The 24,708-nt window shown below is 56.1% G+C and carries 36 protein-coding genes and 1 pseudogene; 21 read left to right on the forward strand and 16 right to left on the reverse strand.

The window, feature by feature from the left end; genetic code table 11:
* Positions 1-110: 110 nt before the first annotated feature.
* From rplQ to rplO, 7 genes are all read right to left on the reverse strand, one after another.
* Positions 111-533 carry a 50S ribosomal protein L17 gene (gene rplQ / locus GS632_RS20905; RefSeq protein WP_171238466.1) on the reverse strand — a complete coding sequence of 141 codons (423 nt, stop codon included), beginning with the start codon at positions 531-533 and terminating at the stop codon, positions 111-113.
* 117 nt (positions 534-650) lie between these two features.
* Positions 651-1,667, reverse strand: coding sequence for a DNA-directed RNA polymerase subunit alpha (locus tag GS632_RS20910; RefSeq protein WP_050605850.1), 1,017 nt, complete (start codon positions 1,665-1,667; stop codon positions 651-653).
* A gap of 114 nt (positions 1,668-1,781) precedes the next feature.
* Positions 1,782-2,171, reverse strand: coding sequence for a 30S ribosomal protein S11 (gene rpsK / locus GS632_RS20915; RefSeq protein ID WP_008757289.1), 390 nt, complete (start codon positions 2,169-2,171; stop codon positions 1,782-1,784).
* Between the two features lie 15 nt (positions 2,172-2,186).
* Entirely contained in the window at positions 2,187-2,555 is a 369-nt protein-coding gene (gene rpsM / locus GS632_RS20920; RefSeq protein ID WP_170328762.1) for a 30S ribosomal protein S13, read from the reverse strand.
* A 201-nt stretch (positions 2,556-2,756) separates the two neighbouring features.
* The gene (locus GS632_RS20925) at positions 2,757-3,401 is read right to left on the reverse strand and encodes an adenylate kinase (protein WP_171181622.1); all 645 of its coding nucleotides are present in this window, start codon (positions 3,399-3,401) and stop codon (positions 2,757-2,759) included.
* Positions 3,398-4,762, reverse strand: coding sequence for a preprotein translocase subunit SecY (gene secY, locus GS632_RS20930; RefSeq protein ID WP_171181620.1), 1,365 nt, complete (start codon positions 4,760-4,762; stop codon positions 3,398-3,400). Before secY ends, GS632_RS20925 begins: the two co-directional genes overlap by 4 nt.
* A gap of 109 nt (positions 4,763-4,871) precedes the next feature.
* Positions 4,872-5,345, reverse strand: a complete 474-nt coding sequence (gene rplO / locus GS632_RS20935) for a 50S ribosomal protein L15 (protein ID WP_171091991.1) — start codon at positions 5,343-5,345, stop codon at positions 4,872-4,874.
* Between the two features lie 318 nt (positions 5,346-5,663).
* On the opposite strand from rplO, the gene GS632_RS20940 reads away from it, so the two are divergent.
* Positions 5,664-6,698, forward strand: coding sequence for a fatty acid desaturase (locus tag GS632_RS20940; protein ID WP_171181618.1), 1,035 nt, complete (start codon positions 5,664-5,666; stop codon positions 6,696-6,698).
* Positions 6,699-7,040: 342 nt separating this feature from the next.
* Here GS632_RS20940 and GS632_RS20945 read toward each other — a convergent pair whose 3' ends face one another.
* Together GS632_RS20945 and GS632_RS20950 are read right to left on the reverse strand one after the other, a co-directional pair.
* Positions 7,041-7,580: a hypothetical protein gene (locus GS632_RS20945; RefSeq protein ID WP_171722429.1), complete on the reverse strand. Its 540-nt coding sequence runs from the start codon at positions 7,578-7,580 to the stop codon at positions 7,041-7,043.
* Positions 7,573-8,337 (reverse strand): phage minor head protein, encoded by a 765-nt coding sequence (locus GS632_RS20950; RefSeq protein ID WP_171722428.1) that lies wholly within the window; start codon positions 8,335-8,337, stop codon positions 7,573-7,575. Before GS632_RS20950 ends, GS632_RS20945 begins: the two co-directional genes overlap by 8 nt.
* Before the next feature lie 289 nt (positions 8,338-8,626).
* Here GS632_RS20950 and rplB point away from each other — a divergent pair, with 289 nt between their 5' ends.
* The 19 genes from rplB to GS632_RS21045 all read left to right on the forward strand — a co-directional run bounded on the left by rplB (position 8,627) and on the right by GS632_RS21045 (position 18,161).
* Complete coding sequence (gene rplB, locus GS632_RS20955) at positions 8,627-9,469, forward strand: 50S ribosomal protein L2 (protein WP_008757664.1); 843 nt, start codon at positions 8,627-8,629, stop codon at positions 9,467-9,469.
* A gap of 3 nt (positions 9,470-9,472) precedes the next feature.
* Positions 9,473-9,751 carry a 30S ribosomal protein S19 gene (gene rpsS / locus GS632_RS20960; RefSeq protein WP_005980699.1) on the forward strand — a complete coding sequence of 93 codons (279 nt, stop codon included), beginning with the start codon at positions 9,473-9,475 and terminating at the stop codon, positions 9,749-9,751.
* A 3-nt stretch (positions 9,752-9,754) separates the two neighbouring features.
* Positions 9,755-10,135 carry a 50S ribosomal protein L22 gene (gene rplV, locus GS632_RS20965; protein WP_039538267.1) on the forward strand — a complete coding sequence of 127 codons (381 nt, stop codon included), beginning with the start codon at positions 9,755-9,757 and terminating at the stop codon, positions 10,133-10,135.
* Positions 10,135-10,842 (forward strand): 30S ribosomal protein S3, encoded by a 708-nt coding sequence (gene rpsC / locus GS632_RS20970; RefSeq protein WP_171091997.1) that lies wholly within the window; start codon positions 10,135-10,137, stop codon positions 10,840-10,842. Before rplV ends, rpsC begins: the two co-directional genes overlap by 1 nt.
* Positions 10,843-10,854: 12 nt before the next feature.
* Complete coding sequence (gene rplP, locus GS632_RS20975) at positions 10,855-11,268, forward strand: 50S ribosomal protein L16 (RefSeq protein ID WP_117872242.1); 414 nt, start codon at positions 10,855-10,857, stop codon at positions 11,266-11,268.
* A 235-nt stretch (positions 11,269-11,503) separates the two neighbouring features.
* Positions 11,504-12,124 (forward strand): 2OG-Fe(II) oxygenase family protein, encoded by a 621-nt coding sequence (locus GS632_RS20980; RefSeq protein ID WP_171722427.1) that lies wholly within the window; start codon positions 11,504-11,506, stop codon positions 12,122-12,124.
* 89 nt (positions 12,125-12,213) lie between these two features.
* Complete coding sequence (locus tag GS632_RS20985; protein WP_171722426.1) at positions 12,214-13,107, forward strand: hypothetical protein; 894 nt, start codon at positions 12,214-12,216, stop codon at positions 13,105-13,107.
* 250 nt (positions 13,108-13,357) lie between these two features.
* The gene (gene rpmC, locus GS632_RS20990; RefSeq protein WP_010437082.1) at positions 13,358-13,564 is read left to right on the forward strand and encodes a 50S ribosomal protein L29; all 207 of its coding nucleotides are present in this window, start codon (positions 13,358-13,360) and stop codon (positions 13,562-13,564) included.
* 4 nt (positions 13,565-13,568) lie between these two features.
* Positions 13,569-13,799 (forward strand): 30S ribosomal protein S17, encoded by a 231-nt coding sequence (gene rpsQ / locus GS632_RS20995; protein WP_171181609.1) that lies wholly within the window; start codon positions 13,569-13,571, stop codon positions 13,797-13,799.
* Between the two features lie 75 nt (positions 13,800-13,874).
* Positions 13,875-14,243: a 50S ribosomal protein L14 gene (gene rplN, locus GS632_RS21000; RefSeq protein WP_008757934.1), complete on the forward strand. Its 369-nt coding sequence runs from the start codon at positions 13,875-13,877 to the stop codon at positions 14,241-14,243.
* 2 nt (positions 14,244-14,245) lie between these two features.
* Positions 14,246-14,557: a 50S ribosomal protein L24 gene (gene rplX / locus GS632_RS21005; protein WP_171092002.1), complete on the forward strand. Its 312-nt coding sequence runs from the start codon at positions 14,246-14,248 to the stop codon at positions 14,555-14,557.
* Positions 14,550-15,110, forward strand: coding sequence for a 50S ribosomal protein L5 (gene rplE, locus GS632_RS21010; RefSeq protein WP_171181607.1), 561 nt, complete (start codon positions 14,550-14,552; stop codon positions 15,108-15,110). Before rplX ends, rplE begins: the two co-directional genes overlap by 8 nt.
* Positions 15,111-15,129: 19 nt before the next feature.
* Positions 15,130-15,435, forward strand: a complete 306-nt coding sequence (gene rpsN, locus GS632_RS21015) for a 30S ribosomal protein S14 (RefSeq protein ID WP_068340744.1) — start codon at positions 15,130-15,132, stop codon at positions 15,433-15,435.
* A gap of 13 nt (positions 15,436-15,448) precedes the next feature.
* Positions 15,449-15,841: a 30S ribosomal protein S8 gene (gene rpsH / locus GS632_RS21020; RefSeq protein ID WP_171181595.1), complete on the forward strand. Its 393-nt coding sequence runs from the start codon at positions 15,449-15,451 to the stop codon at positions 15,839-15,841.
* Between the two features lie 11 nt (positions 15,842-15,852).
* Positions 15,853-16,386: a 50S ribosomal protein L6 gene (gene rplF / locus GS632_RS21025; RefSeq protein ID WP_170467582.1), complete on the forward strand. Its 534-nt coding sequence runs from the start codon at positions 15,853-15,855 to the stop codon at positions 16,384-16,386.
* A gap of 11 nt (positions 16,387-16,397) precedes the next feature.
* Entirely contained in the window at positions 16,398-16,757 is a 360-nt protein-coding gene (rplR, locus tag GS632_RS21030; RefSeq protein ID WP_039523386.1) for a 50S ribosomal protein L18, read from the forward strand.
* A 116-nt stretch (positions 16,758-16,873) separates the two neighbouring features.
* Positions 16,874-17,443, forward strand: a complete 570-nt coding sequence (rpsE, locus tag GS632_RS21035) for a 30S ribosomal protein S5 (RefSeq protein ID WP_155148691.1) — start codon at positions 16,874-16,876, stop codon at positions 17,441-17,443.
* A 12-nt stretch (positions 17,444-17,455) separates the two neighbouring features.
* Positions 17,456-17,644: a 50S ribosomal protein L30 gene (gene rpmD, locus GS632_RS21040; RefSeq protein WP_170613764.1), complete on the forward strand. Its 189-nt coding sequence runs from the start codon at positions 17,456-17,458 to the stop codon at positions 17,642-17,644.
* A gap of 304 nt (positions 17,645-17,948) precedes the next feature.
* Positions 17,949-18,161, forward strand: a complete 213-nt coding sequence (locus GS632_RS21045; protein WP_171181592.1) for a DUF1127 domain-containing protein — start codon at positions 17,949-17,951, stop codon at positions 18,159-18,161.
* Positions 18,162-18,428: 267 nt separating this feature from the next.
* Here GS632_RS21045 and GS632_RS21050 read toward each other — a convergent pair whose 3' ends face one another.
* From GS632_RS21050 to rpsJ, 5 genes are read right to left on the reverse strand one after another with little or no spacing between them, the layout of a single operon-like run.
* Positions 18,429-19,061 (reverse strand): hypothetical protein, encoded by a 633-nt coding sequence (locus GS632_RS21050; RefSeq protein ID WP_171722425.1) that lies wholly within the window; start codon positions 19,059-19,061, stop codon positions 18,429-18,431.
* The gene (locus GS632_RS21055) at positions 19,058-19,354 is read right to left on the reverse strand and encodes a 50S ribosomal protein L23 (RefSeq protein WP_008757532.1); all 297 of its coding nucleotides are present in this window, start codon (positions 19,352-19,354) and stop codon (positions 19,058-19,060) included. The genes GS632_RS21050 and GS632_RS21055 overlap by 4 nt, the downstream gene beginning before the upstream one ends.
* A complete protein-coding gene (gene rplD, locus GS632_RS21060; protein ID WP_171722424.1) occupies positions 19,351-19,968 on the reverse strand; it encodes a 50S ribosomal protein L4 in 618 nt (205 codons plus the stop codon). Before rplD ends, GS632_RS21055 begins: the two co-directional genes overlap by 4 nt.
* Positions 19,965-20,690 (reverse strand): 50S ribosomal protein L3, encoded by a 726-nt coding sequence (gene rplC / locus GS632_RS21065; RefSeq protein ID WP_170574972.1) that lies wholly within the window; start codon positions 20,688-20,690, stop codon positions 19,965-19,967. Before rplC ends, rplD begins: the two co-directional genes overlap by 4 nt.
* Before the next feature lie 18 nt (positions 20,691-20,708).
* Positions 20,709-21,023, reverse strand: a complete 315-nt coding sequence (rpsJ, locus tag GS632_RS21070; protein WP_008756422.1) for a 30S ribosomal protein S10 — start codon at positions 21,021-21,023, stop codon at positions 20,709-20,711.
* A gap of 346 nt (positions 21,024-21,369) precedes the next feature.
* Here rpsJ and GS632_RS21075 point away from each other — a divergent pair, with 346 nt between their 5' ends.
* Complete coding sequence (locus GS632_RS21075; protein WP_216601886.1) at positions 21,370-22,434, forward strand: DUF1214 domain-containing protein; 1,065 nt, start codon at positions 21,370-21,372, stop codon at positions 22,432-22,434.
* Between the two features lie 93 nt (positions 22,435-22,527).
* Here GS632_RS21075 and tuf read toward each other — a convergent pair.
* Together tuf and GS632_RS21085 are read right to left on the reverse strand one after the other, a co-directional pair.
* Positions 22,528-22,668 (reverse strand): annotated as a pseudogene (gene tuf, locus GS632_RS21080) (elongation factor Tu); the annotation flags it as partial.
* A gap of 34 nt (positions 22,669-22,702) precedes the next feature.
* Positions 22,703-24,529: an amidohydrolase gene (locus tag GS632_RS21085; protein WP_171722423.1), complete on the reverse strand. Its 1,827-nt coding sequence runs from the start codon at positions 24,527-24,529 to the stop codon at positions 22,703-22,705.
* Between the last annotated feature and the right edge of the window lie 179 nt (positions 24,530-24,708).

Below are 24,708 nucleotides of genomic sequence, written 5' to 3' on the forward strand. Positions count from 1 at the left end.
GCCCAAGTTCATGATTCTGGCAACAAATCTCGGAATTTGGCCCAAAGCCAAAAACCAAAAAGCCCCCGCGTCCGGGACGCAGGGGCCAATTATTCGAAAGCAGGGCTTTCTTATTCTTCGGCTGCAGCCTCTTCGGCGGCGACGCGGGCTTTGTCGGCTGCGCCTTTGGCGTCGATGTCACGATCAACAAACTCGATGATCGCCATCGGGGCCATGTCGCCATAGCGGAAGCCAGCTTTCAGGATGCGGACATAACCGCCCTGACGCTCGGCATAGCGGGGGCCCAGAACTTCGAACAGCTTCGCGACGTCTTTGTCTTCTTTCAGCTGAGATGCGGCCTGACGGCGGGCGTGCAGGTCGCCGCGCTTGCCCAGAGTGACCAGCTTTTCGATGATCGGGCGCAGTTCTTTTGCCTTGGGCAGAGTTGTCTTGATTTGCTCATGCTCGATGAGCGAGCCGGCCATGTTCGCAAACAGCGCCTTGCGGTGCTCATGAGTACGGTTCAGGCGGCGATAACCACGTGCGTGACGCATTTTCTAGTTCCTTCTTTCGCGTTTTGCTTTGTCTGGCCAGCGATGCGTGTCACCGGCTCTCCTTGGGGCATCATCGCCCAGACAGTCCCCGGAAAGCCGGGCATTGGGAAGACGCGCTTAGAACGCGTCTTCGAATTTCTTAGCCAAATCTTCGATGTTGTCGGGCGGCCAATCCTCGACATCCATGCCGAGGTGCAGACCCATGCCGGACAGCACTTCTTTGATCTCGTTCAGCGACTTGCGGCCGAAGTTCGGGGTGCGCAGCATCTCGGCTTCGGTTTTCTGGATCAGATCGCCGATGTAAACGATGTTGTCGTTCTTCAGGCAGTTTGCCGAACGGACCGACAGTTCCAGCTCGTCCACTTTCTTCAGCAGCAGCGGGTTGAACTCCAGACCATCGTCCTCGTCCTGACGGCTCGCCGATTCCGGCTCGTCGAAGTTGACGAAGATCGACAGCTGATCCTGCAGGATGCGAGCGGCAAAGGCCAACGCGTCTTCAGGTGTGATCGAACCATCGGTTTCGATCTTCAGGGTCAGCTTGTCATAGTCCAGAACCTGACCTTCACGGGTCGGCTGAACGTCATAGGCGACCTTTTTGACCGGCGAATAGATCGCGTCGATCGGGATCAGACCGATAGGTGCGTCTTCGGGCTTGTTCTTCTCAGCCGAAACATAGCCTTTGCCGGTGTTGACGGTCAGTTCCATGAACAGATCGGCGCCATCATCCAGGTGACAGATGACGTGATCGCGGTTCAGAACCTCGATGCCAGCGCTTTCGCTGATGTCACCCGCAGTGACAATTGCCGGGCCTTTGGCATTGATCGACAGGCGCTTAGGGCCTTCGACTTCCATGCGAAGAGCAACCTGCTTGAGGTTCAGAATGATATCGGTAACGTCTTCACGAACACCTGCGACCGAGGAAAACTCGTGCAGGACGTTGTCGATCTGAACGCTGGTGATTGCCGCACCTTGCAGCGAGCTCATCAGAACGCGGCGCAGGGCGTTGCCCAGGGTCAGACCAAAGCCACGCTCCAGCGGTTCGGCAACCAGGGTCGCCTGGCGTGCGGGATCGTTGCCCGGCTTGGCTTCCAGCTGAGTCGGCTTGATCAATTCTGCCCAATTCTTGTGGATCATGTAATCCCTCCATTCCTGTCCGCGCCCCATGACCAACAAGGTGCAGACGCCCGAGGTTCAAAATGACGTGCTGGGGCCGTGCAAAAACACAGCCCCAGCTCAATTCAAAATCGCTTAGACGCGACGACGCTTCGGCGGACGGCAGCCGTTGTGAGCAATCGGGGTCACGTCGCGGATCGACGTGATGTTGAAGCCCACCGCAGCCAGCGCGCGCAGAGCCGATTCACGACCCGAACCGGGGCCCTGAACTTCGACTTCCAGCGTCTTGACGCCATGTTCCTGCGCCTTTTTGCCTGCATCTTCTGCAGCCATCTGAGCGGCGTAGGGGGTCGATTTCCGCGATCCTTTGAAACCCATGGTACCGGCAGACGACCACGAAATGGCGTTGCCCTGTACGTCCGAGATCAGGATCTTGGTGTTGTTGAAGGTCGAGTTCACATGGGCAACGCCCGATGCGATGTTCTTACGCTCTTTGCGTTTAACGCGAGTCTTATCACGTGCCATCAGTCAGACCCTCCCTTATTTCTTCTTACCAGCGATGGCCTTTGCGGGGCCTTTGCGGGTACGAGCGTTGGTGTGGGTGCGCTGACCGCGAACCGGCAGGTTGCGGCGGTGACGCAGACCGCGATAGCAGCCCAGGTCCATCAGGCGCTTGACGTTCATCTGAACTTCACGACGCAAATCACCTTCGACGGTGTAGTTGGCGTCGATGTGTTCGCGGATGGCCAGAACTTCGGCGTCGGACAGTTCATTGACGCGACGAGTCGCTTCAATGCCCACGGCTTCGCAGATTGCTTTGGCCGAAGTGTTGCCGATACCGGTGATATATGTGAGGGCGATTGGTACCCGCTTTGCAGTCGGGATGTTTACGCCGGCAATACGTGCCACGTGTAACTTTCCTTTTCGTTGCGGTTCCGTAACTCCAGAACCTTTTTTCACAACGCTTGACCGTGGCAGTGTCGCCAGAGGGTCCAGCATTATTCGAGGTGGTCGGGGCGTTTGGGGCGAATCCCTCACGCAGACTTGATTCCCTTTAGGGATGGGGGTCGATATGGGCTTTTGGTGGGGCCGTCAAGCCCCAACCTGAAGTCAGCCGAGAATAGCCTCAATAGAGGCGGTCACTTCTTTGATCTCGGCCAGGCCATTGACCGGGCGCAGATCGCCTTTGGCATAGTAATACCCGATCAGCGGCGAGGTCTTTTTGTAGTATTCCATCAGGCGCGTGCGCAGGCTGTCTTCGTTGTCGTCTGCGCGGCGCTGGAAATCGTTTTCCTTGCCACAATTGGTACATTTGCCGTCGGCCGGGATCGGCTTGGTGATATCGTTATAAACCTCACCACAACCACCACAGGTCGAACGCGCAGTGATCCGCTGCACCAAGGCTTCGTCATCCACACGCATCTCGATCACTGTGTGCAAGGACTGGCCCAGCTTGGTCAGCAATGCCGACAGGGCATCGGCCTGAGCCAGCGTGCGCGGGAAGCCGTCAAAAATGAAACCAGCACCGGTTTCAGTTGTCAGCTTCTCTTCGATCAGGCCGATCACGATTTCGTCTGTGACCAGCTTGCCCGCATCCATGATCGCCGCAACCTTCTGGCCCATCTCGGTGCCCGAGGTTTTGGCTTCGCGCAACATGTCGCCGGTGCTCAGCTGCACCATGCCGCGTGTTTCAACCAGGTGACGCGCCTGCGTCCCTTTACCAGCGCCCGGAGGGCCAAGAAGAATGATGTTCATCGACGAGCGGGTCCCTTCCTGCCGCGTTTCTTGCTCTTACCGCGCAGTTGTGACTTTTCGATCAGCCCTTCGTATTGATGCGCCAGCAAATGGCTCTGCACCTGTTGGATCGTGTCCATAGTCACAGAGACGATAATCAGAACAGAGGTGCCGCCAAAATAGAACGGGATGGCGAACTGGTTCCGCAGAATCTCGGGCAGCAGGCAAACCGCTGCCAGATAGGCTGAACCCAGAACCAGCACGCGGTTGACCACGTATTCCAGATACTCGGCGGTCTTCTTACCCGGGCGGATACCCGGTACAAAACCGTTTTGCTTTTTCAGATTGTCCGCAACATCATCGGGTTTGAACGCCACGTTGAACGTGTAGAAATATGCAAAGAACACGATCATCGACGCAAAGAACAGCAGATACAGCGGCTGTCCGGGGCCAAAGTTGGCCAGCATCCACGACATGATCGGTCCGTTTGTGGCACCCGCCGAGAAGGTCGAGATTGTCACCGGCAGCAACAGCAACGAGCTGGCAAAGATTGCAGGGATCACGCCTGCCGGGTTGACTTTGACCGGAAGGTGGCTGGATCCGCCCTCATAGACTTTCATCCCGGCCTGACGGCGCGGGTACTGGATGTGAACCTTGCGCAGCGCGCGCTCCATGAACACCACGAAGGTAATCACGGCGATGACCATCACGATCACCCCAACGATCACTGCGGGGCTGATTGCACCCGAACGACCCGAAGCAAAGAACTGTGCCAGTGCTGCCGGAACCTCAGCAATGATGCCCACAAAGATGATCAGCGAGATACCATTGCCGATGCCGCGCGCGGTGATCTGTTCACCCAGCCACATCAGGAACATGGTGCCGCCAACAAGAGTAATCATGGTCGACATGCGGAAGAACAGCCCCGGATCTGTCGCCAAATCACCAGCTTCAAGCGAAACCGCCAGACCATAGGCCTGTACAGTGGCCAAGGCCACGGTACCGAACCGGGTGTACTGGTTGATCTTCTTGCGGCCCTGCTCGCCCTCTTTCTTGAGTTGTTCAAGCGCGGGAACCATGGATGTCAGCAGCTGCACGATGATCGAGGCCGAGATATAGGGCATAATGCCGAGGGCAAAGATACCCATCCGCCCCAGCGCACCGCCGGTGAACATCGAAACCATGCCGCCGATGCCTTGCCCCGCCTGCTCCATGAACTCGCGCAGCGCCTGCCCGTCAATCCCCGGCACCGGAATAAAAGTGCCTAGGCGATAGACGATCAGCAAACCCAGCGTGAACAGGATGCGGTTGCGCAGATCGGTGGCTTTGCCCAGAGCAGCCCAGCTTGTATTGGCTGCCATTTGTTCTGCTGCTGATACCATAAATCGGTCTCTCTTATGCAAACGCCGCCCGGAACCGTTTTCCGGCTCGGACGGCGTCTTGGAAAACTCTGAGGTCTATGTAAGCGGGTCTTGGCCCGCTCACAAGCGATTACTCTGCCGCAGCAGCTTTTGTGACCTTCAGTGAACCGCCCGCTTTTTCAACTGCCTCAACGGCAGACTTCGAAGCACCGGTTACTTCCAGGTTCACTTTGGCGCTGATTTCGCCTTTGGCCAGAACGCGGATACCGTCCAGCTTGCGGCGGACCAGACCGGACGCAACCAAAGCGTCTTCGGTGATCGCAGCCGAAGCGTCCAGCTTGCCGGCTTCGACAAACTTCTGGATCAGGCCCAGGTTAACAACGGCGAATGCCTTGCGGTTCGGCTTGCTGAAGCCACGCTTGGGCAGACGCTGGTACAATGGCATCTGACCGCCTTCGTAGCCATTGATGGCCACACCCGAGCGGGATTTCTGGCCTTTGATACCACGACCACCCATTTTACCTTTGCCAGAACCCGGACCACGGCCAACGCGAGTGCGTTTAGGTGCGGCGCCTGGATTGTCGCGCAATTCGTTCAGTTTCATTTCGCTTCTCCTAAGCCGGATATGACCCCCGAAGCGTGATGGGCCAAACACGGCATTTCTTGGTTTTGATTCTCATGGCGGAAAGCCACCGCAGGCGTATAGGCCCGATGGCCAAGCTTGGCAAGTCTGTAGATTGCCGTCCGCTCTGCGGCGCAGTCAAAGGTACCCGAACCAGACTGTAAACTGCTCCCAAAAGGGCGACCTCGCCGGTTTCTAACCGTTATTTGAGCACGAATTCCACCAACTTTGGCAGAAACCCCTTGCCATACCGGAGTGGTAGTCTATCGGGATGCCTGTAAACACCAGACTGGCAGGCGCATGACTCACCCTTCTCACTCGCTTCGGGACAAGCCGGAGACAACCGCCGCACGTGACTGGGTAACAACGCTTGCCAAATATCGCGAACCGGACCAACTGCGAAGCACGTTCGAGTTGGGCGTCAGCATTGTTCCCTTCTTCGCGCTTTGGGCGTTGTCCTGGATGTCGCTGTCTGTCAGCTATTGGCTGGCCTTTGCGATTTCCGTGCTCAATGCGGCCTTTCTGCTGCGCCTTTTTGCCATCCAGCATGATTGCGGACACGGCGCGTTCTTCAAGAACCGGACGGTCAGTGACTGGATCGGGCGCGGAATCGGCGTTCTGACCCTGACACCTTATGATGTCTGGCGTCGCACGCATTCCACGCATCACAACAGCTCGGGCAATCTGGGCAAGCGCGGGATGGGCGATATCCACACCCTGACTGTGGCCGAGTATCAAGCCAAAACGCCAATGAACCGGTTCTGGTATCGCGTCTATCGGAATCCGATCACCCTGTTCGTGTTTGGCCCCGGCTATCTGTTTCTGTTTCAGAACCGCCTACCCTTGGGCCTGACCGACAGCGTCAGGTTCTGGGTCAGCGCCATGGCCACCAATGTCGCCATTCTGGCCATATTACTGACGGTCTATTATTTTGGCGGCCTGATGCCGATGCTGCTGATCTTCCTGCCCTCAACCCTGATTGCCGCAGCCGCCGGAGTATGGCTGTTCTACGTGCAGCACCAGTTCGAGGACACACATTGGGAGTCGGATGAGAACTGGCAGCTGCACGAAGCGGCGCTGCACGGAAGCTCTCATTATATATTGCCGTCGGTCTTGCAGTGGTTCACCGCCAATATCGGCATCCACCACGTGCATCACCTCTACAGCCGTATTCCCTTTTATCGCCTGCCCGAAGTGCTGCGCGATCATGATGAGCTGGCCAACAGCAACCGGATGACCATCCGCGAAAGCCTCGCCAACGCACGGCTACATCTGTGGGATGAGCAAAGCCGTCGCCTGCTGTCCTTCGCCGAAGCCCGCGCATTGTATGGGTGAGGGGCAACCCGTCCCTGATCCTGACTGTTCCAGCGGAGCGATGAGCCGCGCCAGCAACTGCCCGTGGGATGGCGCTGTCACGCCTGATCAGTGCGCTTTATGGTGCCAGATACATCCGAGTTCATAGCGAGGCGCAAACGTCCCCAAAGCGCTAGCCCGCCGGGACGGGCAGTCGCTGGCGCGGCGGCCTTCGACCTTGTCCCGTGCTTGGGTGAACAGCTGGGAAAACACGTGAACCCTAGAGGAAGGCTACAGCATCGACGTGCCCACGGGCTTTGATCGAACCCGTTTTTGGTGAGAGAGATAAAAACCCCTGCGAAAGCGGTTTTTTTTTGTTCGTGTTTACCAGATGACCAAAGGCACTGGGCAAGAAGGCGCTTGGTACCCGGGGTCATTCTTAAGTGCGTAAAGCACACCTAGAACGTTGGTGTTGTTTAACCGTTCCCCTTGTTCAAGCCATTCTCCGGCTTCGCCGATTATGTCAGAGTATAAAGCCCGGTTCTCGGAGCGGGTAACGAGGCCGACATCCGGTTGGAAAACAAGGCCGGTCGCTGAGCCCTGACGCTCATCGATATCGACCCAAAAAACAGTTGTCTTTGAGAAAACGAGTCTCTCATCGTTGCCGACTGACAAAATTTGAAAGCCTGGGTCCCGGACAACCGGAACTGGAGTTCCAAACGGCCGAGAGAGGTCAAACAGAGCCTGATAGGAGACGATCACGCCGTTAGGCAAGCGCACACAGGATCCATATTCTTCGATACGGTGTCGCAGAAACAGAGCCGAATATGCCAGCACTAGAATGATAAAAAACGCACTGAGTGTCAGAAGGAGGTATCTTGCACCTGTAGCCAACCGTGAGATGATTGTACTCACATTAGCCATCGAAACGAATCCAGCTTTTGTTTCTGTCCGCAACGATTGTGCCTGACATTCGCGCTGACCAGCTATCTAAGACTGGATATGGGGTGCCTCCCGGCAGTTCAATTCCTATATCCAATGGATCGGCGAATTCGTCGACAAGTTCAAAGTCGCAATCACCACTTATGCGAAGGGTACCGTTCTTCTGAAAAGTGACTTGACCCTTTGCTTCCCCTTCGATTGTCGTGTGTCCAATACTGAATACAATGTGCTGCATCTGATAGATATTCGTGAACGGATAGGAAAATTGACCAGGTGTTTGTATACGAGCGGCATCTGCGATTTGGCCAACCAGTCGATTGGAGACGGTGCCCCAATATTCGTTAACGGCTTTTCGGAGGTGGCCAATATCTCGCACCCTGACGGGTACCCCGTTGCCGTTCCGATAGTGATTGATGAAATCGCGGTTGGTCCATGGTCTGCCACTGTCGGTCACACCTACCATTTGCACGTTCAGCGATTCACTTACAGCTGGAACAAATGGTTCAGCTTTGCACCGACATCCAAATCCTTCACCGGGATGACCAGTAGAGGGCGGGCTGCCCCAAGCAAAAACCTTACCATCCTGGGCGGCATGAGATGATCGTACTTTGTTGTCGCCGCGGGTTCGCCAGATATAGAATCCCGTCGATTTGTCCTGTTTAAGCGCAAGCTCAATTGGGGTGCCTTTTCTCAGGTAGGCATCGAAGGCTATCTGGTAGGTGTTCTGGTCGATGAACATTGCATGTGTCCCGGCGAAAGTTTGCCAAGAAATTGTGAGTGGTTGGTTAAGAAACCTGAAACAGTGAGGGCAATGCGCTTTTTGCTCGGTTAACCAAAATAGGCGCTCCACCCTATAGACACCCACCCCCAACACTGCTAAACGCTCCCAATCTTGCGGCCTCGGATTCGTTCCGGGGCCTCTGATATTTGTAACCGGGGACCTTCGGGGCCCTATACCCTTGGCACCTACGGGGGCCTATCACATAGCGGGGAAATCCCCTGCACTTGCTAAACGGAAGACAGAAAGCATGGCACTCAAGTCGTACAAGCCGACGACGCCGGGCCAGCGCGGGCTGGTGCTGATCGACCGTTCGGAGCTTTGGAAAGGACGTCCGGTCAAGTCTCTCACTGAGGGTTTGACCAAATCGGGCGGCCGGAACAACACCGGACGGATCACTTCACGCCGCCGCGGCGGTGGCGCAAAGCGTCTCTACCGGATCGTTGACTTCAAACGGAACAAATTTGATGTCGCGGCAACCGTCGAGCGGATCGAATATGACCCGAACCGGACCGCATTCATCGCACTGGTAAAATACGAAGACGGCGAGCAGGCATATATCCTGGCTCCGCAGCGTCTGGCTGTTGGTGACAAGGTCGTGGCATCCGCCAAGGCCGACATCAAGCCGGGCAACGCAATGCCGTTCTCGGGCATGCCCATTGGTACCATCGTCCACAACATTGAGATGAAGCCTGGCAAAGGTGGTCAGATCGCACGTGCGGCCGGTACTTACGCTCAGTTCGTTGGTCGCGATGGCGGCTACGCTCAGATCCGTCTGAGCTCGGGCGAGCTGCGCATGGTCCGTCAGGAATGCATGGCCACCGTTGGTGCCGTGTCCAACCCCGACAACAGCAACCAAAACCTCGGTAAAGCCGGCCGTATGCGCCACAAAGGCGTTCGTCCGTCGGTTCGTGGTGTTGCAATGAACCCGATCGATCACCCGCACGGTGGTGGTGAAGGTCGTACCTCGGGTGGCCGTACACCGGTTACACCGTGGGGTAAGGACACCAAGGGTAAGCGTACCCGCAACAAGAACAAAGCGTCCCAGAAGCTGATCATCCGCTCGCGGCACGCCAAGAAGAAGGGACGTTAATCTATGTCTCGCTCTGTTTGGAAGGGTCCTTTCGTCGATGCTTACGTGCTGAAAAAAGCCGAAGCAGCGCGCGAGTCGGGCCGCAACGAAGTCATCAAAATCTGGTCGCGTCGTTCCACCATTCTGCCCCAGTTCGTGGGTCTGACCTTTGGTGTGTACAACGGCCAGAAGCACATTCCCGTCAACGTCTCGGAAGACATGATTGGTCAGAAGTTCGGTGAATACTCGCCGACCCGTACCTATTATGGCCACGCCGCAGACAAAAAAGCGAAGCGGAAGTAAGTCATGGGCAAGGAAAAGAACCCCCGCCGCGTGGCTGAAAACGAAGCAATGGCGAAAACGCGCATGCTTCGCACCAGCCCGCAGAAACTGAACCTGGTTGCGCAAATGATCCGCGGCAAGAAAGTTGAGAAGGCTCTGACCGACCTGACTTTCTCGAACAAGCGTGTCGCGCAGGACGTCAAGAAGTGCCTGCAGTCCGCAATCGCGAATGCCGAAAACAACCACAACCTGGACGTTGACGAACTGATCGTCGCCGAAGCATGGGTTGGCAAGAACCTGGTCATGAAGCGCGGTCGTCCGCGCGCCCGTGGCCGTTTCGGCAAGATCATGAAGCCGTTCTCGGAGATCACCATCAAGGTGCGTCAAGTTGAGGAGCAAGCCTAATGGGACATAAAGTCAATCCGATCGGCATGCGCCTTCAGGTCAACCGCACCTGGGACAGCCGCTGGTACGCTGATACCAAGGACTACGGTGATCTTCTGCTGGAAGACATCAAGATCCGTGAGTTCATCAACAAAGAGTGCAAGCAGGCCGGTGTTGCACGTGTGATCATCGAACGTCCGCACAAGAAGTGCCGCGTCACGATCCACACCGCACGTCCGGGTGTCATCATCGGCAAGAAGGGTGCAGACATCGAAGTTTTGCGCAAGAAGCTGGCCAAGATGACCGACAGCGAACTGCACCTGAACATCGTCGAAGTGCGCAAGCCGGAACTCGACGGTCAACTGGTTGCCGAGTCGATCGCTCAGCAGCTGGAACGCCGTGTCTCGTTCCGCCGCGCGATGAAACGTGCCGTTCAGAACGCCATGCGCATGGGCGCCCTGGGTATCCGGGTGAACGTCGCTGGTCGTCTGGGTGGTGCCGAAATCGCACGGACCGAGTGGTACCGCGAAGGCCGCGTGCCTCTGCACACCCTGCGTGCCGACATCGATTACGCACATGCCGAAGCGATGACCCCTTACGGGATCATCGGGATCAAGGTCTGGATCTTCAAAGGTGAGATCATGGAGCACGATCCGCAGGCACGTGACCGTAAAGCACAGGAACTCCAGGATGGTCCGGCACCTCGCGGTGCAGGCGGCCGTCGCTAAGGGGGAATTGAGATGCTTCAACCAAAGCGTACAAAATTCCGCAAGATGCACAAAGGCCGGATCAAGGGTGAAGCCAAAGGCGGCTCTGATCTGAACTTTGGCACTTACGGTCTGAAAGCTCTGCAGCCTGAACGCGTCACCGCGCGTCAGATCGAAGCTGCACGTCGTGCCATGACCCGTCACATGAAACGTCAGGGTCGTGTCTGGATCCGTATCTTCCCCGACACTCCGGTCACTGCAAAGCCGATCGAAGTTCGTATGGGTAAAGGTAAGGGTTCGGTGGACCGCTGGGTTTGCAAGGTCAAGCCTGGTCGCGTGATGTTCGAGATCGACGGCGTCAATGACGACATCGCCCGCGAGGCCCTGCGCCTGGCTGCGATGAAGCTGCCGATCAAGACCCGCGTCGTGGTTCGCGAAGACTGGTAAGCGATTGGGGCTAAGGCCCAGTTCGCAAAAAGATTGCCCCCCGTCGGGACACCGGCGGGGGTTTTATGTTGGGGGCGCTGCCCCCGCCGCGGCAAGCCACGCCTCCCCCGGGGTAGTTTTAGCCAGATGAAGCAGGAATCCATTTTTCATCTGGCCAAAAATACCTCGGAGCGCGAGGCAGAGCCTCGCAATTCCGCCATCGCCTTCCCCGCATCACTGGTCTAAGACAGGACGCATGGCACAGATTGAATCACTTTTCGTTACCCGTCTCTATCGCGCAGCTTTGTCCGAGTTTGATCCCAAAATAGACTCGGAGGAGCTTGAAAACTCTTGCCTTGTTATCGCGGAAGATGATGAGGCCGGACAGGATTGGTGCGAAGAAAACGGCTACCCCGGCTACACCAGCTATGCCTCGTTGACCGATCTGCCCTGGCGGTTCCCGATTTTTGCCGATCTGGTGAAAGTGCTGGATCAACACGTGGCGACCTTTGCCAAGGATCTGGAGTTTGATCTGGGTGAAGGGGAGCTGAAGCTTGAGGATCTTTGGATCAACATCCTGCCCGAAGGTGGTATGCACTCCAGCCACCTGCACCCGCACAGCGTGATCTCGGGCACGACCTATGTCGCGATGCCCGAAGGGGCGAGCGCGTTGAAGCTGGAAGATCCGCGCTCAGGCCGCATGATGGCAGCGCCGACGCGTCTCAAAGGTGGTCGGCGGGAATTGCAGCCGTTCATTTATATGAAGCCTCAGGTGGGGGATGTCCTACTGTGGGAAAGCTGGCTGCGCCACGAGGTGCCGATGAACATGGCCGAGGACGAACGGATCAGCGTCAGCTTCAACTACAAGTGGGAGTGAGCCATCGGTTCCTCTTTCTGCATTTTTTGAGTTCGGTGATTTCTTTGTTACTATGGCGACATTGAGAAATAGTTATTTGGGAACGAGAGATGGCGGAAATAGACCCCAAAGTTTCATTGGAAATCCAGAAAACAAAGGCTGAGCTTTCACAAGAACTGGGAGACATAAAGTCTGAACTGCGGAGTTATTCGGATGCGAAGTCTGAGAAGGCGCGAAATAGTTCGCTTGCGGTTCTTGGCCTCGTCACAGCAGTGCTCGGGGTTGGCGGTGCCATTAGCATTAATTCATTGATTGGTAGACAGGTGACAGCTTCTATCGAAGAAAAGGTTGAAGTTGTTGTTCAGGAGCTTCTTCCAGTTACGGTACCCCAGGCTTTGTCGGAGATTGTACCTAGCGCGCTTACTACTCCAGTTAATGAATACTTGGAGAGCGACGAATTCGCAGGTGTGGTTGGAAACTCGCTGACACGAGCAGTCGAGGTCGAATTTGAAGCAAGAGTCCCGGACTCCGTTGTCGCATTTATAGAAGCTGAGCATCGAAGGGCGGAAGAAATAGCGGCCAGAGCTGAAGAGATAAACGACCGCTTACAAAGTGCAGACGAACGACCATTTCAGGAAGTAGATTTCGAAAAACTCGCAAGCGATGCAGTAGCTTCTTCTTGGGATCCGGCAAGCTTGTTGGGGCAAATACAAGCTCAAGCAACTTGTGTGGCGCTTTCACCTAAAGATGCTTGGGTTACTGCGATCCCACGTACTTGCGACAACACTGCACCCACCTGTGCGGAGATATGTGCAAGTGCCGCTTCTAGAACCAGTGACAGCCAAATTACTGGTGCTTCCCGTCGTATGTGCACAGCTAGCTTACACGTCTATGCAAACCCTCCAGCAGATAGCGTTGACAGGGTCGGGCTGAAGACTTTCACTTACTCGAGTTGTGGTGGACGACATTGCGGCCCCAATTATTGCTGTTGTTCTTCGTACTAGGCTTTAATGGCTTGCCGATCAGCCTTTCAGACTGAAACTTCTGACTTTCAATTGTATTGTAAGCCTCGATCCACCGTTGGAGTGTGCGCCCTAAACTTTCCCTTGCCACCCACCCCCTAAACCCTTATACGGCGGCATCCTGCAAGTCCCCCGGCCGAGTCGGGGGATTCGCATGTCTATCATTCATCCACCAGGTCCAAGGTGACCCTGCAAGGGGGCCTTCTGGTGTTTTGAGCAAAGGAAAAAGGCGATGAACGCCCAAGAACTGCGTGACAAGACCCCGGACCAGCTCCGCGAGGAACTGGCCAACCTGAAGAAAGAAAGCTTTAACTTGCGCTTTCAACAGGCAACCGGTCAGCTGGAAAATACAGCTGGTATCAAAGCGGCCCGCCGCAATGCTGCCCGCGTCAAAACCATTCTGAACGAAAAGGCCGCTGCCGCGGCATCCGAGGAGTAATCAGATGCCCAAGCGTATCCTGCAAGGCACCGTGACCAGCGACGCCAACGAACAGACCGTAACCGTATCTGTCGAACGCCGCTTCAAGCACCCGCTGCTGCAAAAAACCGTTCGTAAGTCCAAGAAATACCGGGCTCACGACGAAAAGAACGCCTTCAAGGTCGGCGACACCGTACGCATCATCGAATGCGCGCCGAAATCGAAGACGAAACGTTGGGAAGTTCTGGAAGCATAAGCTTCCGGGATGTTTCATTTGTCGAAACCCTGGGGGATTTAACAAGACCAGCCCCCACAGGTCGGGAGAAACCACATGATCCAGATGCAGACCAATCTGGATGTTGCTGACAACTCCGGCGCACGCCGAGTTCAGTGCATCAAGGTCCTGGGTGGTTCCAAGCGTAAATACGCCTCCGTTGGCGACATCATTGTCGTCTCGGTGAAGGAAGCCATCCCGCGCGGCCGCGTGAAGAAAGGTGACGTCCGCAAGGCCGTCGTCGTACGCACCGCCAAAGAAGTCCGTCGCGAAGACGGCACCGCGATCCGTTTTGATCGCAACGCCGCCGTCATCCTGAACAACAACAACGAGCCCGTAGGTACCCGTATCTTTGGCCCCGTTGTTCGCGAACTGCGTGGCAAGAACTTCATGAAAATCATCTCGCTGGCTCCGGAGGTGCTGTAATCATGGCTGCTAAACTCCGCAAAGGCGACAAGGTCGTCGTGCTGGCCGGCAAGGATAAGGGCAAAGAGGGAACCATTTCCTCGGTTGACCCGAAAGCCGGTAAAGCTGTTGTCGATGGCATCAACATCGCCATCCGCCACACCCGTCAGTCGCAAACCTCGCAAGGTGGTCGCCTGCCTCAGGCAAACCCGATCGAGTTGTCTAACCTGGCGCTGCTGGACAAGAACGGCAAAGCAACCCGCGTTGGCTTCCGCATGGAAGGTGACAAGAAGGTCCGCTTCGCCAAGACCACAGGGGACGTGATCGATGCTTGATAACGCAACCTACACCCCGCGTCTGAAAGCTCAGTACGTTGAAACCATCCGTGCCGCTCTGAAAGAAGAGTTCGGCTATAAGAACGACATGCAGCTGCCCAAGCTGGAAAAAATCGTTCTGAACATCGGTTGTGGTGCTGAGGCGGTCAAAGACTCGAAGAAAGCGAAAGCTGCTGTCGAGGATCTGACTGCGATTGCTGGTCAAAAGGCCGTTGCAACAAAGGCGAAGAAGTCGATCGCGGGTTTCCGCGTCCGTGAAGACATGCCGCTGGGTGCAAAAGTGACCCTGCGCGGCGACCGGATGTACGAATTCCTGGATCGTCTGATCACCATCGCGCTGCCGCGCGTTCGTGACTTCCGCGGTGTTAAGCCGTCTTTCGATGGTCGTGGCAACTTTGCCATGGGCATGAAAGAGCACATCGTGTTCCCGGAAATCGACTTCGACAAGGTCGACGAGGTCTGGGGCTTGGATATCGTAATTGCCACCACAGCGAAAACCGACGCTGAAGCGAAGAGCCTGTTGAAAGCATTCAACATGCCATTCAACGCGTAAGCGCCGGGAGGATTGAGACATGGCTAAAAAAGCAATGATCGAACGCGAGAAGAAGCGCGAACGCCTGGTGGCCAAATATGCCGCAAAGCGTGCCGAGCTGAAAGAAATCGCGAATGACGAGAGCCGCCCGATGGAAGAGCGCTTCAAGGCGCGTCTGAAACTGGCGAAACTGCCGCGCAACAGCTCGGCTACCCGTCTGCACAACCGTTGTCAGCTGACCGGTCGTCCCCACGCTTACTACCGTAAGCTGAAGGTCAGCCGTATCGCGCTGCGCGAGCTGGGTTCTGCTGGTCAGATCCCCGGCATGGTGAAATCGAGCTGGTAAGGGAGACATAGATATGAATGATCCTATCGGCGATATGCTCACCCGTATCCGCAACGCGCAACTGCGCGGCAAATCCACCGTTTCCACCCCGGCTTCCAAGCTGCGCGGTTGGGTTCTGGATGTGCTGGCGGACGAAGGCTACATCCGTGGCTATGAAAAGACGACCGGCGAAAACGGTCATCCGGCCATCGAAATCAGCCTGAAGTACTACGAAGGCACCCCTGTTATTCGCGAACTGAAGCGGGTCTCAAAGCCCGGTCGTCGTGTTTACATGGGCGTCAATGACATCCCGCAGGTCCGTCAGGGTCTGGGCGTGTCGATTGTCAGCACTCCGAAAGGTGTGATGTCGGACGCAAACGCTCGCTCCAACAATGTTGGCGGCGAAGTGCTCTGCACCGTCTTCTAAGGAGGTCTGCAATGTCTCGTATTGGTAAAAAACCGGTCGAGCTGCCCAGCGGCGTTACCGCCTCTGTGTCCGGCCAGACCATCGAAGTGAAAGGTCCGAAAGGCACCCGCAGCTTCACCGCCACCGACGACGTAACGCTGTCGGTTGAAGACAACGTGGTCAAGATCGACCCCCGTGGCATGTCCAAGCGTGCCCGCCAGCAGTGGGGCATGAGCCGCACCATGGTTGCCAACCTGGTAACCGGTGTGACCACAGGCTTCAAAAAAGAGCTGGAGATCCAGGGTGTCGGTTACCGGGCTCAGATGCAGGGCAACACCCTGAAACTGAACCTGGGCTACAGCCACGATGTTGATTTCACTGCTCCGGAAGGTGTCACCATCACCGCGCCGAAGCAGACCGAAATCGTTGTGGAAGGTATCGACCAGCAGTTGGTGGGCGAAACCGCGGCCAAAATCCGCGAGTGGCGCCGTCCCGAGCCGTACAAAGGCAAGGGCATCCGCTATAAGGGCGAGTTCATCTTCCGCAAGGAAGGCAAGAAGAAGTAAGGACGCAAACAATGGCAAACAGCAAAAGAACCCTGTTTCTGAAGCGCCGCCTGCGCGTTCGGAACAAACTTCGCAAAGTCAACGCCGGCCGTGTACGCCTGTCGGTTCACCGTTCGAACAAAAACATCAGCGTTCAGCTGATCGACGACGTTCGTGGCGTGACCCTGGCCTCGGCCTCGACCCTGGAGAAAGATCTGGGTGTTGTTGGCAAGAACAACGTCGAAGCGGCCACCAAAGTGGGCGCAGCCATCGCCGAGCGTGCCAAGAAGGCAGGCGTCGAAGAGGCCTATTTCGATCGTGGTGGCTTCCTGTTCCACGGCAAAGTGAAGGCAGTTGCCGACGCTGCGCGTGAAGGTGGTCTGAAGATCTAAGACTTGCGGGCAGCTTTGCGGCTGCCCCGATGATCCGGGGGCCTCGGCAACAGTCGGGGCTCACTTGGATTGAAGCAAACGGCGTCACAAGCGCCACATGAGAAAAGGGATGCCAAATGGCAGAACGTGAAAACCGTCGGGGCCGTGGCCGCGACCGTGAAGAAGCACCGGAATTTGCAGATCGTCTGGTCGCAATCAACCGCGTGTCGAAAACCGTAAAAGGTGGTAAGCGCTTTGGCTTCGCCGCTCTGGTGGTTGTCGGCGATCAGAAAGGCCGCGTCGGCTTTGGCAAAGGTAAAGCGAAAGAAGTACCTGAGGCCATCCGTAAGGCGACCGAACAAGCCAAGCGTCAAATGATCCGCGTGCAGCTGCGCGAAGGTCGGACCCTGCACCACGACATCGAAGGCCGTCACGGCGCTGGTAAAGTGGTTATGCGCACCGCACCTGAAGGTACTGGTATCATCGCCGGTGGTCCGATGCGTGCCGTGTTCGAAATGCTGGGCGTTAAGGACGTTGTGTCCAAGTCGCTGGGCTCGCAGAACCCGTACAACATGATCCGCGCCACCATCAACGGCCTGCAGAAAGAGCAGAGCCCGCGTTCGGTTGCCGCGCGTCGTGGTAAAAAAGTTGCCGACATCCTGCCCAAGCGGGACGAAGCACCGGCTGCTGCTGAAGCAGAAGCATAAGGAGAGCGACCCATGGCAAAAACCATCGTCGTCAAGCAGGTCGGTTCACCGATCCGCCGCCCCGCCGAACAGCGCGCAACCCTGATCGGCCTGGGCCTCAACAAGATGCACAAAACCCGTGAGCTGGAAGATACTCCTTCGGTTCGTGGTATGATCCGCAAGATCCCGCATCTGGTAGAGATCGTCGAAGAACGCGGCTAAGCGCGAAGCCTTCGAGAATTTCCAAGAACGCCTCTGACTTTGGTCGGGGGCGTTTTTTTCTTGCCTTTAACACCAACTGACGTGTCGCTTTGATCCATTGTGTTAAAAGGATGAGAAACGATGAAACTATTCCTATCCGTTCTGCGCAAGGATTGACGTTGGACATACCGAAAACGCATAGCCGGTAGACCGAAAACTCGGTTGTTAGCGATACCTCTCAACCCTATTTCACGCTTGTCCAATGAAGGAACACGAAAAAGGAAACGTCAGGGAATACGCCCTGATTTGAGAAAGGAATAAGAAGATGACAACTGCTACACTGACACACTCCGGCTTCGGCTTCAGCGCCCGGATTGCAAACATGATCGAACGGATGAAAACCGCGCGCGCCCGTGCGGCTGAGTATCAGCGCACTTACCGCGAACTGCAAAACCTGACCAACCGCGAGCTGGATGACATCGGCGTCCGTCGCTGTGATATCGCGGACATCGCGCACAAGCACGTTTATTGCTCATAATCGCGGATACCCGAAGCAAAAACACAAAGGCGCCACAGGGCGCCTTTTCTGTTTCAACCAGAAGCCCACAGTGCGATCAGACAGCGCCGGATGACCCATGGTCTCTCGAGAAGGTCGAAAGCGGCTGTAAGGCGCTAAATTCGGGCTCTGCGTCGTTTGTCACCCAACAGGAGCAGCCGGTGCACTGTCATAAGCAGCACAAATGCCATCTGGCACCTCATAAGCTGGCTGGAATGTGTCTCCACAACTTCAGCGACCTCATGGCCCCTACCCTAAAGACCGCCTGCGGCAGAGAGGTTCGGATTCCACAGCCAACCGCTGCTGACGCTTGATGTATCCTAATACCTCGCGAAACGCGCGGTGCTTGGGTTTCCCTTCCAGATAGTCAGCCAGTTTTAGTAAGTTGATCGGGTGTTTCTTAACAAGCAACTCGATCCGCTGCACGGCACCGTCCAGCTCGTAGTGGTCCACGAACTGGCAAGCAACTTGTGTGGGGGTCAGCAGGCAGTAATCCTGCGGGCGCTTGTCTGTGTAGCGCGCAATGTCAAACGGCGACGCGCCCAAGGCGTGGAATTTGGGGATGTGTACGCGCATGTCCGCCTCGGCGTGTTCAAGCACCGTACCAGAGGTCTGACGGAACCCCAATGGGCCAAGCTTGCCGACCACATGACGACGCATCGCCGGAGAGATCATGTCTACGTCGGCCCGGTCATATTTCAAATCATCGAAAACAGACAAAAGCCCCAAATGCTCGTCAGCAATCTGGAAATAAGGTTCGGTGCTGAATACCCGCATCCGTTCCAGCACCTGCGCCCGCTCAATTTCAGGGTCCGAAACGAAATCGGCCCCGGCGGGTTGAACCGCCGAGGCCGTAAATAGTCGCAGTAAGCGTCGGATCAAAGACCGGTGCTCACATCGATTGTGTTGCCCTCTTCCAGGGTCACATATGCTTTTTTGACGTCTTTCCGACGGCCCAGCTGGCCGCGGAAACGCTTGACCTTGCCTTTGGTCACGGTGGTGTTCACCGCCTTGACCTTCACACCAAACAGAGCCTCAACGGCCTCTTTGATCTGCGGCTTGTTGCTGTCGATCGCCACTTCAAAGACAACCGCGCCGTTTTCGGACGCCATGGTCGACTTTTCGGTGATGATCGGCTTGCGGATCACGTCGTAGTGTTCTGCCTTCGCGCTCATTTCAGACGAGCCTCCAGTGCTTCGACAGCCGCTTTGGTGAGCACCAGGGTGTCACGCTTGAGGATGTCATAGACGTTTGCGCCCATCGACGGCAGGATATCCAGACCTTCGATGTTCTTGGACGCTTTCAGGAACCCTTCGTTCACGGTCGCGCCGTCGATGACCAGAGCACGTTTCCAGCCCAGGTTTGCAACCTGTTTGGCCAGAGCAGCGGTCTTGCCTTCGGCTTCGGCGTTCTCGATCACAACCAGTTCACCTGCTTTGGCTTTTGCCGACAGAGCGTGGCGCAGGCCAAGCTTGCGGAACTTCTTCGGCAGGTCGTGGCCGTGCGAACGAGGGGTCGGGCCCTTGTAGATACCACCCTTGCGGAAGATCGGCGCGTTGCGGTCACCATGGCGTGCGCCACCGGTGCCCTTCTGGCGATAGATCTTCTTGGTCGAGTAGCTGGTTTCCGAGCGGGTCTTGACCTTGTGGGTGCCGGCCTGCGCGTTGTTACGCTGCCAACGGACCACACGGTGCAGGATGTCCGAACGCGGCTCGAGACCGAACAGATCGGCGTTCAGCTCGATGTCGCCGGCTTTGCCGCCGTCCAGTTTGATTACATCAAGTTTCATGCTTCACCACCTTCCGCGGGAGCTTCTTCCGCAGGTGCTTCGGTTGCAGCCGATTTCACAGCAGCCGGGAAAGGCAGGCCTTCCGGTGCTTTCTTCTTCACGGCGTCCTTGACGGTGACCCAGCCCGATTTCGGTCCGGGAACGGCGCCTTTGATGAAGACCAGGTTCCGGTCGGCGTCGGTTTTGACAACTTCCAGGTTCTGGGTGGTTACACGGGCAGCACCCATGTGACCGGCCATCTTCTTGCCTTTGAACACCTTGCCCGGATCCTGACACTGACCGGTCGAACCGTGCGAACGGTGGCTGATCGAAACACCGTGCGAGGCGCGCAGACCACCAAAGTTGTGGCGCTTCATTGCACCGGCAAAGCCTTTACCGATCGAGGTACCCGAAACGTCAACTTTCTGACCTTCCAGGAAGTGTTCTGCCGAAATCTCGGCGCCCACTTCGATCAGGCCATCTTCAGAGACGCGGAACTCGGCCAGCTTACGCTTGGGCTCGACCTTTGCAGCGGCGTAGTGGCCGCGCATGGCCTTCGAGGTGCGTTTTGCCTTGGCAGCACCGGCGCCCAGCTGAACGGCGGTGTAGCCGTCTTTGTCAGCGGTACGCTGTGCAACGACCTGCAGGTTGTCCAGGTGAAGAACGGTCACAGGGATCTGCTTGCCGTCTTCCATGAACAGGCGGGTCATGCCAACTTTTTTTGCGATAATACCAGAGCGCATAATCTATACCCTCCGATCTTACGACTGCAGCTTGATCTCAACGTCCACACCAGCAGCGAGGTCGAGCTTCATCAGCGCGTCTACGGTCTGGGGGGTCGGATCAACGATGTCGAGCAGACGCTTGTGCGTGCGGATCTCGAACTGGTCGCGGGATTTCTTGTCAACGTGAGGGCCACGGAGAACCGTGAACTTCTCAATCTTGTTCGGCAGCGGGATCGGGCCGCGCACGTTCGCGCCGGTCCGCTTGGCAGTGTTGACGATCTCTTGCGTGCTGGCATCCAGAACGCGATAGTCAAATGCCTTCAGCCGAATACGGATGTTTTGGCTTTGCATATTAACAGCCTTTTATCAGGCGTTGAGGTTGAGAGGAGGACAGACGCGCATCGCCAACCCTCTTCGAACCCAAAAGGCGGGAATCATCCCGCCTTGATGTTCTTATTGAGAACTCGCGCGTATTAGTGGGATTGGTGGGGTTTGGCAAGGGGGGAAATTTCAACACTGCTCGAGGCAGCTACCCGATAGTGAGGCGCTTGCTCGTCATCGCGGGTCAGCCTTTGATTTACCTCAATGCATACGAAAGCCGCAATCATTAAACTCTGTCTCGGATAGTCATAGACCAAATTGAACTGGCACCCCCGTGGGATAGTGGTCGACCCATTTTTACCAAAGGAGAATCACGATGCTTAAGCATGTTGCAACTGCTGTGCTCCTTGGCGCTGCACTGACAATGCCTTTTGACGATTCTGCCGCACAAGGCGCATCGAATGACCTGAGAAAGTTCTTTGACAGTCGCAATGTTCCTGTCACGGTCGACAATTTTGTACGGGCCGCCACGGATATCGAGTTTGGGAAATACGTGGCACTATCTGGCGGTATCAACAAAGTTTTGCACATTCGAGAACCTACCCCGATTGACCAACAACCCACGATCCGCATGAATCGGGACACCCTTTACAGTATGGCAGTCATTGACATCACCGAAGGAGCAACCCTCACCTTACCGGACGGAGTGAACCGCTACATCTCGGCCCAGATCGTCAATCAGGATCACTATATGAACAAGGTGTTTCTGGGCGCTGGAACCTATGAATTGGATTTTGACACGTTCGACACCCCTTTTGTCGTGATGATTGTGAGGCTTCTAGTGGATGCCAGCGATCCCGATGACATCGCGGAAGTTTCTGCTTTGCAAGACAAAATCACTTTAGAGGCAAAGTCCGCAAAACCCTTTATCTCGCCTAATTATGACGAGAAAAGTTTTGATGGCGTATTGCAAGCTGCGCTATCGCTCAGCCGGTTTATTCCTGATAGCCGGGCCACGTTTGGTCCCAAAAGTGAAGTGGACCCCATCCGCCACTTTCTGGGCGCTGCTTTTGGCTGGGGGGGATTGCCGGAAGAATCCGCCTTCTATCTGTCGATTGACCCCAATCGCCCTGTTGGTGAATATAAAATCGATATCCCGGCTGCGGTCCCGGTGGACGCCTTTTGGTCCATCAGCGTCTACAACGCGGATGGCTTTTTTGAGGAAAACGAAACCGGCGTCTACAATGTAAACTCTGTTTCAGGCGCGGAAAACGATGACGGCAGCATGACTGTTCATCTTGGCGGATGCGGTGACGGACGCGTAAACTGCATCCCGTTGACAGATGGGTGGAACTATGCAGTGCGCCTGTACCAACCTGGTCCCGAAATCCTTGATGGAACGTGGACTTTCCCCAAGGCTGTCCCAGTGTCCACGGACTGAACGCAAAAGCCTGATTTATAAGCTGTTGCAAGAAAAGGCCGCCCCGATATGGGACGGCCTTCTTTAGTTCAACCGAGTTGCGGCAAGCGCGCCTTACTCGATGATTTTCGAGACAACGCAAGCGCCGACGGTGCGGTCGCCTCCGCGGGTCGCGAAGCGCAGGCCTATTTCCGTTGCGATCGGTGCGATCAGCTCAACGCTGAACGACGCGTTTTGGTCAGGCATGACTATTTCAGGGCTTCAAGCAACCGAAATCTAAACCCCTAGCCTAATTCCGTACAAGCCACGGCTCTTCTACCTTCATTCCCTGATAGATCGCATGCAAGAAAACATGCGCAATCACCGGGTCATTCGAAAAAGGTGAAAACTGCAGATTGCCTTCTTTGACACCCTCTTGGGCTTCATAGACAACTTCATCCCCTTTGACAGTCACAAGCACCTCCAGTTCGGCCAACGTCTCGGGGTCGACGGATGTTGGATCGTCGGACAAGATCACAAAGTCGGCGACCTTCCCCACTTCGATCGAACCCTTCTCATCTTCCTCAAAGTGTTGCCATGCGGGCCAAATCGTCATGGCCTTCAGGGCGGTCATGACATCCACCCTCTGATGCGGGCCCAAAATGTCGCCCGACCGTGTGCGACGCGTGACCGTTGCCGCAAGGACCCGCATGCTGTCTGGAAAGGCCACCGGGGCATCATGATGCGTACCAAACATCATGTCCCGTTCGCGCAGCCACCCGGTGGGTGAGATGTTGTCGGCATTGACCGGCCCGACGGTGTGATCCCGGTGCCAGTCCCCCCAGTAGAATGTGTGCATCGGGAAAAGGGACGGGAACACGCCAAGGCGCTTGAAGCTGGCAACCTGGTCTTCTCGTAAGAACTGACCGTGCACCAGAACCGGACGGTTGCCGGGGTCACCATACTTCATCTGCGCTTCTTCCAATGCGGCAATCAGCATGTCAGAGGCCCCTTCACCATTAGAATGCACCAAAATCTGAAAGCCGTTTTCGTAACACCAGTTCACGGCATCTTGGAGTTGCTCCATTGTAATGGCTGCATATCCCGCATACCCGGCAGCATAATTTCCAACCGGATCAAAATAGGGTCGATCCCGCAACGCAGTAAAACCCTGAGGCGAGCCGTCAATCGTAAGCTTGCAGCCCCCGACCCGAACCCGGTCTTCATAGTCCTCTGAGGTATTGGCACCGATAAATTCCCTGGCCTCTAGAACATCCGGAAACGCTACAACGTCGATTGGAAGTCCGTCTTCGGCCGCAACTTTCCTAAGAACTTCTACAATTTCGCCAGAAGAACGGCCTTCTTGTCCGGTCGTATATCCAAACTTTGCCCAAAGTTCGGTTCCAGCTCGGGCGAAGGCAGCCAAGCCGTCCTCACCCAGATTTCCCAACATGGGTACGAGAACCGAAAAGAAGGCGTATTCTTCCAGAACACCGTTTGGCTCTCCTGCTTCATCACGCTGAATTACACCACCGGGTGGTGCCTCAGAAGCGGCGGTGATGCCTGCCAACTCCAGAGCTTTGGAATTTGCGACACCCAGATGCCCGGACTGATGAATGATGATGATAGGCAAGTCTTCGGACACCACGTCCAGTTCTTGCCGTGTAGGGTGGCGCAATTCCTGCAGTTGAGCATTGTCGTAGCCAAAGCCAATGATCATTTTGACCTGTTCAACGGCCTGCGCATTCTCCTCGGCCCAGTCAGTCAGCGTGGATTGCAGACTTGCGATATCAACGACCTCGCCATCGGGTGGCGCGAGAAGGTTGGCTGACAGCGCCTGCAATCCTCCCATGACAACATGTCCGTGGCTGTCCACGAAGCCCGGCAGCATCGCCCGTCCGTTCAAATCGAATGTTTCCGTTCCATCACCTTGATGCACAGACAGGTCAGACAGCGATCCAACAGCCAGAATGCGCCCGTCTTTGACCGCGACCGCCTCGGCAGAGGGGTCATCGTCATGCATCGTGACGATTGGACCGCCTAGGTAAATGCGATCCGCGATTTGTTGGGACCACGCCGGACTAGATGAAAAAGCAATTGCCGCAACAAGACAGAGCGAACGTGCCGATACGTACATCTTATGACCTCTTTCGAATTGCAATATTTCAATACGAAAGAGCTTAGCATCCCGGTGGACGTTTCCGAAAAAGAAAAAGGGCGCCCGAAGGACGCCCTTTCCGTCTGATCATTCGCTGACGCGAATTACTCGATGATTTTCGACACAACGCCGGCGCCGACGGTGCGGCCGCCTTCGCG

The organism is Ruegeria sp. HKCCD7296, from assembly GCF_013110775.1.
GTDB lineage: Bacteria > Pseudomonadota > Alphaproteobacteria > Rhodobacterales > Rhodobacteraceae > Ruegeria.

What these genes read in the sequence shown, in the direction of transcription:
- rplQ (WP_171238466.1), bottom strand. Translation starts at nt 533, where the DNA reads ATGCGTCACGCACGTGGTTATCGCCGCCTGAACCGTACTCATGAGCAC.
- GS632_RS20910 (WP_050605850.1), bottom strand. Translation starts at nt 1,667, where the DNA reads ATGATCCACAAGAATTGGGCAGAATTGATCAAGCCGACTCAGCTGGAA.
- rpsK (WP_008757289.1), bottom strand. Translation starts at nt 2,171, where the DNA reads ATGGCACGTGATAAGACTCGCGTTAAACGCAAAGAGCGTAAGAACATC.
- GS632_RS20925 (WP_171181622.1), bottom strand. Translation starts at nt 3,401, where the DNA reads ATGAACATCATTCTTCTTGGCCCTCCGGGCGCTGGTAAAGGGACGCAG.
- secY (WP_171181620.1), bottom strand. Translation starts at nt 4,762, where the DNA reads ATGGTATCAGCAGCAGAACAAATGGCAGCCAATACAAGCTGGGCTGCT.
- rplO (WP_171091991.1), bottom strand. Translation starts at nt 5,345, where the DNA reads ATGAAACTGAACGAATTGCGCGACAATCCAGGCGCCGCACCTAAACGC.
- GS632_RS20940 (WP_171181618.1), top strand. Translation starts at nt 5,664, where the DNA reads ATGACTCACCCTTCTCACTCGCTTCGGGACAAGCCGGAGACAACCGCC.
- GS632_RS20945 (WP_171722429.1), bottom strand. Translation starts at nt 7,580, where the DNA reads ATGGCTAATGTGAGTACAATCATCTCACGGTTGGCTACAGGTGCAAGA.
- GS632_RS20950 (WP_171722428.1), bottom strand. Translation starts at nt 8,337, where the DNA reads ATGTTCATCGACCAGAACACCTACCAGATAGCCTTCGATGCCTACCTG.
- rplB (WP_008757664.1), top strand. Translation starts at nt 8,627, where the DNA reads ATGGCACTCAAGTCGTACAAGCCGACGACGCCGGGCCAGCGCGGGCTG.
- rpsS (WP_005980699.1), top strand. Translation starts at nt 9,473, where the DNA reads ATGTCTCGCTCTGTTTGGAAGGGTCCTTTCGTCGATGCTTACGTGCTG.
- rplV (WP_039538267.1), top strand. Translation starts at nt 9,755, where the DNA reads ATGGGCAAGGAAAAGAACCCCCGCCGCGTGGCTGAAAACGAAGCAATG.
- rpsC (WP_171091997.1), top strand. Translation starts at nt 10,135, where the DNA reads ATGGGACATAAAGTCAATCCGATCGGCATGCGCCTTCAGGTCAACCGC.
- rplP (WP_117872242.1), top strand. Translation starts at nt 10,855, where the DNA reads ATGCTTCAACCAAAGCGTACAAAATTCCGCAAGATGCACAAAGGCCGG.
- GS632_RS20980 (WP_171722427.1), top strand. Translation starts at nt 11,504, where the DNA reads ATGGCACAGATTGAATCACTTTTCGTTACCCGTCTCTATCGCGCAGCT.
- GS632_RS20985 (WP_171722426.1), top strand. Translation starts at nt 12,214, where the DNA reads ATGGCGGAAATAGACCCCAAAGTTTCATTGGAAATCCAGAAAACAAAG.
- rpmC (WP_010437082.1), top strand. Translation starts at nt 13,358, where the DNA reads ATGAACGCCCAAGAACTGCGTGACAAGACCCCGGACCAGCTCCGCGAG.
- rpsQ (WP_171181609.1), top strand. Translation starts at nt 13,569, where the DNA reads ATGCCCAAGCGTATCCTGCAAGGCACCGTGACCAGCGACGCCAACGAA.
- rplN (WP_008757934.1), top strand. Translation starts at nt 13,875, where the DNA reads ATGATCCAGATGCAGACCAATCTGGATGTTGCTGACAACTCCGGCGCA.
- rplX (WP_171092002.1), top strand. Translation starts at nt 14,246, where the DNA reads ATGGCTGCTAAACTCCGCAAAGGCGACAAGGTCGTCGTGCTGGCCGGC.
- rplE (WP_171181607.1), top strand. Translation starts at nt 14,550, where the DNA reads ATGCTTGATAACGCAACCTACACCCCGCGTCTGAAAGCTCAGTACGTT.
- rpsN (WP_068340744.1), top strand. Translation starts at nt 15,130, where the DNA reads ATGGCTAAAAAAGCAATGATCGAACGCGAGAAGAAGCGCGAACGCCTG.
- rpsH (WP_171181595.1), top strand. Translation starts at nt 15,449, where the DNA reads ATGAATGATCCTATCGGCGATATGCTCACCCGTATCCGCAACGCGCAA.
- rplF (WP_170467582.1), top strand. Translation starts at nt 15,853, where the DNA reads ATGTCTCGTATTGGTAAAAAACCGGTCGAGCTGCCCAGCGGCGTTACC.
- rplR (WP_039523386.1), top strand. Translation starts at nt 16,398, where the DNA reads ATGGCAAACAGCAAAAGAACCCTGTTTCTGAAGCGCCGCCTGCGCGTT.
- rpsE (WP_155148691.1), top strand. Translation starts at nt 16,874, where the DNA reads ATGGCAGAACGTGAAAACCGTCGGGGCCGTGGCCGCGACCGTGAAGAA.
- rpmD (WP_170613764.1), top strand. Translation starts at nt 17,456, where the DNA reads ATGGCAAAAACCATCGTCGTCAAGCAGGTCGGTTCACCGATCCGCCGC.
- GS632_RS21045 (WP_171181592.1), top strand. Translation starts at nt 17,949, where the DNA reads ATGACAACTGCTACACTGACACACTCCGGCTTCGGCTTCAGCGCCCGG.
- GS632_RS21055 (WP_008757532.1), bottom strand. Translation starts at nt 19,354, where the DNA reads ATGAGCGCGAAGGCAGAACACTACGACGTGATCCGCAAGCCGATCATC.
- rplD (WP_171722424.1), bottom strand. Translation starts at nt 19,968, where the DNA reads ATGAAACTTGATGTAATCAAACTGGACGGCGGCAAAGCCGGCGACATC.
- rplC (WP_170574972.1), bottom strand. Translation starts at nt 20,690, where the DNA reads ATGCGCTCTGGTATTATCGCAAAAAAAGTTGGCATGACCCGCCTGTTC.
- rpsJ (WP_008756422.1), bottom strand. Translation starts at nt 21,023, where the DNA reads ATGCAAAGCCAAAACATCCGTATTCGGCTGAAGGCATTTGACTATCGC.
- GS632_RS21075 (WP_216601886.1), top strand. Translation starts at nt 21,370, where the DNA reads ATGCTTAAGCATGTTGCAACTGCTGTGCTCCTTGGCGCTGCACTGACA.
- GS632_RS21085 (WP_171722423.1), bottom strand. Translation starts at nt 24,529, where the DNA reads ATGTACGTATCGGCACGTTCGCTCTGTCTTGTTGCGGCAATTGCTTTT.